Origin of the sequence: uncultured Anaerobiospirillum sp. (genome assembly GCF_902485895.1) — a bacterium.
Classification (GTDB): Bacteria; Pseudomonadota; Gammaproteobacteria; order Enterobacterales; family Succinivibrionaceae; genus Anaerobiospirillum; species Anaerobiospirillum succiniciproducens.
Map to the genome: position 1 here is coordinate 1 of NZ_CABTML010000080.1, position 8456 is coordinate 8456.

5 protein-coding genes are annotated in these 8456 nt (G+C 45.1%); all 5 read left to right on the plus strand.

The genetic code is table 11. The features are described from left to right. Positions 1 to 739: 739 nt before the first annotated feature. Complete coding sequence (locus RDO37_RS06720) at positions 740 to 2227, plus strand: aldehyde dehydrogenase family protein (RefSeq protein WP_308498533.1); 1488 nt, start codon at positions 740 to 742, stop codon at positions 2225 to 2227. A 934-nt stretch (positions 2228 to 3161) separates the two neighbouring features. After that, positions 3162 to 3293 (plus strand): hypothetical protein, encoded by a 132-nt coding sequence (locus tag RDO37_RS06725; protein WP_273326121.1) that lies wholly within the window; start codon positions 3162 to 3164, stop codon positions 3291 to 3293. A 129-nt stretch (positions 3294 to 3422) separates the two neighbouring features. After that, on the plus strand, positions 3423 to 4721 hold the full coding sequence (lysA, locus tag RDO37_RS06730) for a diaminopimelate decarboxylase (RefSeq protein WP_027939530.1): 1299 nt from the start codon (positions 3423 to 3425) through the stop codon (positions 4719 to 4721). Between the two features lie 229 nt (positions 4722 to 4950). Beyond that, entirely contained in the window at positions 4951 to 5796 is an 846-nt protein-coding gene (gene dapF / locus RDO37_RS06735) for a diaminopimelate epimerase (RefSeq protein WP_374045307.1), read from the plus strand. Positions 5797 to 5986: 190 nt separating this feature from the next. Then, positions 5987 to 8456: hypothetical protein (locus RDO37_RS06740; protein WP_308498534.1), on the plus strand; the 2470-nt coding region annotated here is incomplete at its 3' end.

Sequence of the window (8456 nt, forward strand, 5' to 3'; positions counted from 1 at the left end):
ACCGTTAACTTATGAGGCTTGCGTAATAGAAAACTACATGTCCGGATCATGTAGAACCATGGTCAAAATCATATAGCAAAAGCCTTATATAAGCCACTCCCTAAAATCGACCAAGTACCAACAAAAACAAAAACAACTATCTAGCGCCGTTAATTGTCCTCATTGAATAGAGCAGATGTTCCCTTCAAGCAGAGGTAACTAAAGAGCTGTTTATGCTGCAGCGAAGATCTCTGCATTTTGCAAATTTGTGTTTGATCACATGTTTTTTGTCGAGATCGTCACTTGCTTAGTGAAAATTGGGCAGATCACTGACCGTTATGCATGGTGGATCACACTATGTGCGTGATCCGCATCATGTTTGCTTGTGTAAAGTGTGATGTGGGTTTAATTTCTTAGTTGCGGTTTATTGCTGTGTGGTTTTCTGGCTAATCCAGTGTAGTTTTAGTAAAAGGGTGATATAGCTTGCAAAAAATTGCGTTTTTAAAGGCAGGTGATAACTTTTTGCGCTTTAGGATGAATTGGGTTGATTTTGGGTACTTTTGGGTGTGCAAAGCCTTATAGAAAGAGAGTGGGCCAAAATTTTCAAAAATTTTAGCCAAAACAGTCCTTTTTGATGCTCTTGTGATCTGCAATTGAATTTGATTGCGAACATTGCAAATCCTTATCAACAGAAACTTGTCGGGGACTTTTTGCGACATACAATCAAGCCATCGATTGTTTTGGAAAAAAGGGATTTTCTATGAGAAAGGAAGACGTTAAGTTACAAGAGTGCTACAAGCTGTTCATCGGTGGCGAGTGGGTTCCTGCATCTGATGGTGCAACCTTAAAGTCCTACTGTCCAGCTGACGGCTCCGTGCTCGCTTCATTTGCTGATGCTTCAAAAGAGGACGTAGATAAGGCTGTTGCTGCTGCTCGTAAGGCTTTTGAGACTTGGTCCCAGACCTCTCCAAAGGAGAGAGCTTCTGTCTTAAACAAGATCGCTGACATCATTGAAGCCAACAAAGAAGAGCTTGCAATGGTTGAGTCTTTAGACAACGGTAAGCCAATCCGTGAGACCTTAGCCATTGACGTTCCTTACTCTGTAAATCACTTTAGATACTTTGCTGGTGTTATCCTCGCAGAAAGCGGTGAGTCCAACATTCTGGACAACTCTTTCTTATCTGTAACCATGCGTGAGCCTTTAGGCGTCGTAGGCCAGATCGTTCCATGGAACTTCCCATTCTTAATGGCAGCATGGAAGTTAGCTCCGGTGCTTGCAGCAGGTGACTGTACTGTATTCAAGCCATCCTCAACCACCTCATTATCCGTATTACGCCTTGCAGAACTCATCCAGGACGTAATCCCAGCAGGTGTATTTAACGTAGTAACTGGTCGTGGTTCTAAGTCTGGTAACTACATGCTTGAGCATGACGGCTTTGAAAAGCTCGCATTCACTGGCTCAACTGAGATTGGTCGTGACGTCGCTATTGCTGCAGCTAAGAAGCTCATCCCTGCAACTTTAGAGCTCGGTGGTAAGAGCGCTAACATTATCTTTGAAGACTGCCGCATAGAGCAGGCTTTAGATGGCGCAATGCTCGGCATTTTATTCAACCAAGGTCAGGTTTGCTGCGCAGGCTCCCGTATCTTCGTTCAAAAGTCAATTTGGGACAAGTTTGTACCAGAGTTAGTACGTCGCTTTAACAATGTTAAGGTCGGTGTACCTTGGTGCCCAGAGACTCAGATGGGTTCACAGATTGACGAAGGCCAGTTAAAGCAGATTCTCGACTATGTTGAGATCGGTAAGAAGGAAGGCGCTGAGGTTTTATGCGGCGGTGAGCGTGTAACCGATGGCGAGCTTGGCAAGGGTGCATTCATGCGTCCTACCCTGTTAAAGGGCGGCAACTGCATGTGTGTAGCACGTGAAGAAATCTTCGGCCCAGTTGCAGTGGTTATTCCATTCGAGACTGAGCAAGAAGTTATCGACATGGCTAACGACTCTATCTACGGTCTTGGCGGTGCAGTATTCTCAACCGATATCAATCGTGCTATCCGTGTAGCTCGCTTTGTACGCACCGGCCGTATGTGGGTTAACACCTACAACCAGATTCCTGAGGGCTCTCCATTCGGTGGTTACAAGCAGTCAGGTATCGGCCGTGAGACTGACAAGATGGTTCTCAACCACTACACCCAGTGCAAGAACATCCTCATCAATCTCAACGAGGGTCCAAGCGGCTTCTACCCAGCTTAAGCGCTTGAGTGCCTTACAAGGAAAAATTTTACCTATAGGACAGATGGTGTCCATAGGTTCATCATCTAGATTGTCGCTTGCGGTGGCCTAAGGTTAGGCCACCTTTATAGCTAGGGATGTAACACTTATTTGTATGTTGTTTATGCCTAGCCTAGCGTCCAGCTGCAAAGGATAGAAGCTAGCTTTGTGGCAGTTAAATATAGTAGCCAGGCTACTTTTGAGGCTTCTAGTGTTCCCTTAAACCAAGGCAACGATGCTATGGCCTCTCTTTTGTAGAGGCCACAGCCATACCATAGCAGAGTTTCCTTGGTTTAGGCCCTAATTAGACAGAGCCATGCCAAACCACTACTACTAAATAACAGGCTCTGTCTTACTATGCATAACCTCAAAAATGTTTTGAGGCCTAGCTTTGTGGTTAAGGTGATTAACCTGTTATCTTTCCATGTGCACGCGTGGGAAAGCACTCTTATGCAAGAGCTCCAGTACTAATAATATGCTGTAGATTATTACCTCAGACATTATTAAGAACATCTCTCCATCTTCTTAATAAGCCATCAAGCCGACCGCTATGATCCTACTAGCTGTCGGCTTTTTTTCTTCGTCCCAACCGCAATTATTCTTCTACTTGTAGCCCGCTTTTTCTTTGTATCAATCACAATTATTCTTCTACTAGCAGTCGACCGTTTTCTTCGTCCCAACCGCAATGGTCATGCATCAGCTTATTTAAGCTATTTAATAAAAATTTTCTCACTACAAGGCTCATCTTAACTTTGTAGGAGTACATTGTTACTGGTATTTTGTGCTCAATATATGAGCATAAGGGGCAGCTAACGCAATGAAAGAGTGCAAAATTATAGTTGCATGGGGTTTGCTGCCATATTTGAGTGCATATCGTGTTATTCTTTTTGGCGGTTTCCTAATACAGGATTGAATTGTGAACAAATTACTAATTGGCATCATTATGATGGCTGGCGCTTCTATTTTAGTTAGTGCCTGTGGAATCAAACACGACCTGTACATTGAGGACAATGCCGCTCCTCAGGAATCTCAAGTAGATCAGGCTTAGGTTGTAATACGGTTTAAAAAACAAGCTTTGACAGCATCAAGCATCCTATGCTGTCGGTGTTGTCGAGTGTTGGCTACTTTTTTAGGTAGCTGCCTCTTAAACGAAGCAGTTGTTGTAGGGTTTTACCTCATGGATCACTTTAACTACAAAGATAATGAGCTTTACGCTGAGGATATCAAGGTTACTGACCTTGCCAAACAGTATGGCACCCCGCTGTATGTTTATTCCAAAGCAACTTTAGTTCGTCACTTACGTGCTTTTGAAGAGGCTTTAGCTGCTAAAGACCACTTAGTTTGCTATGCCGTTAAGGCCAATAGCTCTTTGGCTCTGCTTAGTGTTATCGCTCAGTCTGGCTGCGGTTTTGACGTGGTTTCAAAAGGCGAGTTAATGCGTGTCATCAAGGCTGGTGGTAGCCCTGAGAAAGTGATCTACTCAGGCGTAGGCAAGCGAGAAGATGAAATTGAGTTTGCCTTAAGCCAAAAGATTAAATGCCTGAACATCGAATCAGAGTCAGAGATGTACAAGGTTGAGCAAGTGGCTGAGCGTATGGGCTTAGTTGCTCCTGTTGCTTTACGTGTAAATCCTAACGTAGATGCAAAGACTCACCCATCTATTTCTACTGGCCTTAAGAAGAACAAGTTTGGTATTGCCTTTGAGGATGCCTCAAGACTGTATCGTTATATTGCTCAAAGCAAGCATCTTAATGCTAGTGGTATTGACTGTCATATCGGCTCACAGATGACCTCCGGTGCCCCAATTATTGAGGCTACCGACAAGCTCATTAGCCTCTACAAAGAGCTTTTAGAGATCGGTATTAAGATTGACCATATCGATATTGGTGGTGGCTTGGGTGTGACCTACAATGATGAGACCCCTCCATCCCCTTACGAGTACTTAGCTGCAGTTATTGCTCGTCTTAAGGATTTCGATGTCGCTATCTATTGCGAGCCTGGTCGTGCCATGGTTGCTAATGCGGGTATATTGCTTACCGACGTGCTCTACTTAAAGTCCAATACCGAGCGTAACTTCTGTATCGTCGATGCAGCTATGGGTGATTTGATTCGTCCTGCTCTGTATAACTCATGGATGAATATTATCCCAGCGCTCAAGCGTGACAAGTCAGATGCGCTTGAGGGTAGTGATGCAAATGGTAACCGTCTTTATGATGTCGTTGGTCCAATTTGTGAGTCAGATGACTTCTTAGGCAAGGATCGCCATTTAAATGTTAGAGAGGGCGATATCTTAGCTGTACGTGGTGCTGGTGCTTACGGTAGTACCATGTCATCAAATTACAACAGCCGTCCGCTGTGTGCTGAGGTATTAGTTGATGGCAGTAAGGCTTTTGTGATTCGCGAGCGTCAAAAAGAAGAAGATATGTGGCGCGATGAGCGCATGCTCGAGAACAGCACTAGCCACGACTTTAGCTAAAGTATTGTCTTGTAGCCTCTAAGATTGGCAGGTGAAAAGACATTTTTCATCATCACATGGGCAAGGTAGATACCTTGCCTTATTTTTAAGATGTGACTTAATATAGCAAGGTCATCAAATACCCTTTTATGACCATAGCTTACGAAGGATTGAAGCTATTTCTATTTTGCCCAAGATTAATTATGCGAAGATAATTTGGGATAGAATCTGATAGCGCTGCGGAGTTTGTATGAAGATTAAATTTACCAAGATGCATGGTTTAGGTAATGACTTTATGGTCGTGGATGGAGTTACTCAAAAAGTATTCTTTAGCCCAGACCTGATTAAACGTTTAGGCGACCGTCATTTTGGTATTGGCTTTGATCAGCTCTTATTAGTTGAGCCTCCATACAATCCAGATCTAGACTTCCATTATCGTATTTTCAACCAAGATGGATCTGAGGTACAGATGTGCGGCAATGGCGCACGTTGCTTTGCCCGTTTTGTCTGTGAGCATGGCTTATGTAATAAAAAAGAGATTAAGGTCTCGACTATGGCAGGTGAGCTTACCTTAAAGCTTGAGGATGATAATGAAGTCGTAGTTAATATGGGTGTGCCTATTACTGACCCACAAAAAGTGCCTTGTACTTATGAGTCAGAGCAGACCATCTACACTATGGCTTTAGATGAGGCGCTAGCAAAACAATCTTCCATCACCATTGGCGCTGTTTCTATGGGTAATCCTCATGCAGTTACTATAGTTGAGGATATTAATACCTGCGCTATCGATGTCCTTGGTCCTATTATGGAAAGTCATAGCGATTTTCCAGAGCGCGTCAATGTAGGCTTTATGCAGATAGTATCTCGTGGTGAGGTTAAGCTGCGTGTCTATGAGCGTGGTTGTGGCGAAACTATGGCATGTGGCTCAGGTGCTTGTGCTGCTGCAGTAGTGGGTATGCTTCAAGGCCACCTTGATAGCAAGGTCAAAGTACATCTGCCAGGCGGTACCTTATCTATTTCATGGGATGGTCCAGGTAAGCCAGTGATGATGAAGGGCCCTGCTACCACCGTTTTTGAAGGCACTATCATTGTCTAATTTGGCCAAGATTATATCTACAGGTGCAGATATTCATCATCTGCTGCACTAATAGACGTAAGCTTGCCAAAAGTTACGAGCGCAACATGGCTTTATCAGTACAAGGTCATTTGCTTGAATGAACAAACATTTGTGGGCGTGGGCTGCATAGCTCGCGCTTTTGTTTTTATTGGGGTTATGGATATTTGCCATGAGCTTAAAACAAGACCAAGCACATAATGTCGCCACTGCAGCGCAGCATAATGAGCGCTCAGCTGTTAATCACGCTCATACTCATAACCCTCAAGCACAAAGCCACGCCTCTTCTCAAGCATCAGATACAAAACAAGTAGGACAGAGTATCCCTGTTCAAAACCAAGGATGGACAGGTGCTAGTGCTCCTATCATGCCCATGCCTGGTAGCAGCATGCCGTTTACGTCCCCAGCTCAAATGCCTTTAACTCCTGAGCAAATGCAACAAGCCTATATGATGTCCATGGCTATGAACGCTCAGAGTATGCAGCCAAATATCATGCAACCTGCTGCCATGCCACAGCCAGGTATGCCAAAGACATCCTTGCCTCAATCAGGTATGCAAGCAATCCCAATGCAACAGCCGGGTATGCCTCAAAGCCCAATGCCTGGAGCACAAACACCAGATAGCAATATGCCGAATGCTTCTTTAGTACAAGGCATGGGGGCTAATGCAAACATGAGCGGCGCTAATCCAGCCATGATGCCTAATATGCCTATGCAGCAAGGCATGCCGATGATGCCAATGGTCAATCCTTTTATGACCATGGGCTTCATGCCTAATGCTATGCAACCACAAGCAGGTGCGTCTAACCAAGCCGCCATGCAGCCTCAAGCAGGAGTTCCTAATCAAGCTGCCATGCAGGCAATTAACATGCAGCCCATGAACGTGCAGCCAATGAACATGGCGCAAGCAATGGGCACTCATGAGCCTATTAATGGTGCTATGCCAGCGCAAACCATGTCATGGGAGCAGTACAACCAAGCCTTGATGCAGCAGCAAATGCTTATGCAACAGCAGATGCAGCAACAGCAAATGGCTATGATGATGCAGTATCAGCAAATGATGGCCATGCAGCAGATGCCAAACGCACCTGCAGGAGCAGCCATGCAGCAGATGCCAAATGCACCTGCAGACGCTGCCATGCAGCAGCTGCCAAATGCACCTGCAGGCGATGTCATGCAGCAGATGCCAAATGCACCTGCAGGCGCTGTCATGCAGCAGATGCCAAATGCACCTGCAGGCGCTGCTATGCAGCAGATGCCAAATGCACCTACAGGCGCTGTCATGCAGCAGATGCCAAATACACCTGCAGACGCTGCCATGCAGCAGCTGCCAAATGCACCTGCAGGCGCTGTCATGCAGCAGATGCCAAATACACCTGCTAGCGTTGCAATGCATGTTATGCCAGACGAATCAATTGGCATGGCTATGCAAAAAGAGCCTCATGGGGACAAGCCAGAGCCTAGAACCTCTACTCAAGATCATCATAAAGAGGTACAGGACAAAGATCATGGCCAAGATAATAACAAGCTGCATGAGGCAAAGAGTGTTTTAGATACTCATGAAAGTGAGCAATCAGAGCTACCTAAGACAGAGATAAGCGCTGATGATAGGCATGATCTTGCTTTAGAAAATGAGCAAAAAAGCTCTAAGAGCGATAGCAGTGTAAATGGCGATATCGCTCGTAGTAGTGAGACAGTATCTGACAAGGTAGGCAGCAAGCGTATCTCACAGTCAGCTCGGTTCTTAGCTCTCATGGCTGAGGATGATGATGAACTCTTTGCGTTTATTGATAAGGACGATAAAGCTTCTGAAGAAGCGATCGATGAGCTATGGCGTCTAGACACAAAGATTGATGAACAGTCCTCTGAGGTTGGCCCTTTTGATGATGCTGTGGTGTGCGATACAGACGATGATTTATCTGATGTAGAGCATGCCTCTGAGCATATACAAGCTAAGCTAGCTGATCCTAAGTCTTCAGATATCGATGCTCAAGATGATGTCATAGATGAGATAGCTAAGATATCAGAAGTTTCAGAGGCGTCTTTGAGCACATCCGATGACGATGAAAGAGGCACATACGACTCATTAGCTAATGTGTCGCAAGATAGTAGTTCCTCTGATGATGGTGCCCAAAGGGCATTAGATGAGCCATGCCTGCAAGATAGTAGTCTTCTGCCTGAGATTGAAGATAGCGTCCATGTTGATGATGTAAAAGATCATCATGATAAAGACCTAGCCTCAAGCAAGCTATCGCTTGATGATCTGGTGGTTTCAGCTGATGAAGAGGTCGACTTTAGCACCATTGACTCTAAGCTAAAGGCCTCTGATGAGTATATAGACTCGAGTGCTGATCTTGGACATGCGACAAGTGACCTCAGTGCTAACGCAGCTGATGCGCTTCATCTTAATGAAAGCGATGACAATATCGCTAAGCATGGAGCGGGCGCTGTAGGCGCAGACAATCTTGGTGATGCTATAAGCGCATTGCCTGTAGACGCTAATGATCTTAGTGATGCTATAAGCGCATTGCCTGCTGACGCTAATGATCTTAGTGATGCTATAAGCGCATTGCCTGCTGATGCTAATGATCTTAGTGATGCGATGAGCGCATTGCCTGCTGATGCTAATGATCTTAGTGGTG

Bases quoted from the DNA above. Each gene is read 5' to 3' on its own strand.
- lysA (WP_027939530.1), top strand. From the start codon at position 3,423: ATGGATCACTTTAACTACAAAGATAATGAGCTTTACGCTGAGGATATC.
- dapF (WP_374045307.1), top strand. From the start codon at position 4,951: ATGAAGATTAAATTTACCAAGATGCATGGTTTAGGTAATGACTTTATG.
- RDO37_RS06720 (WP_308498533.1), top strand. From the start codon at position 740: ATGAGAAAGGAAGACGTTAAGTTACAAGAGTGCTACAAGCTGTTCATC.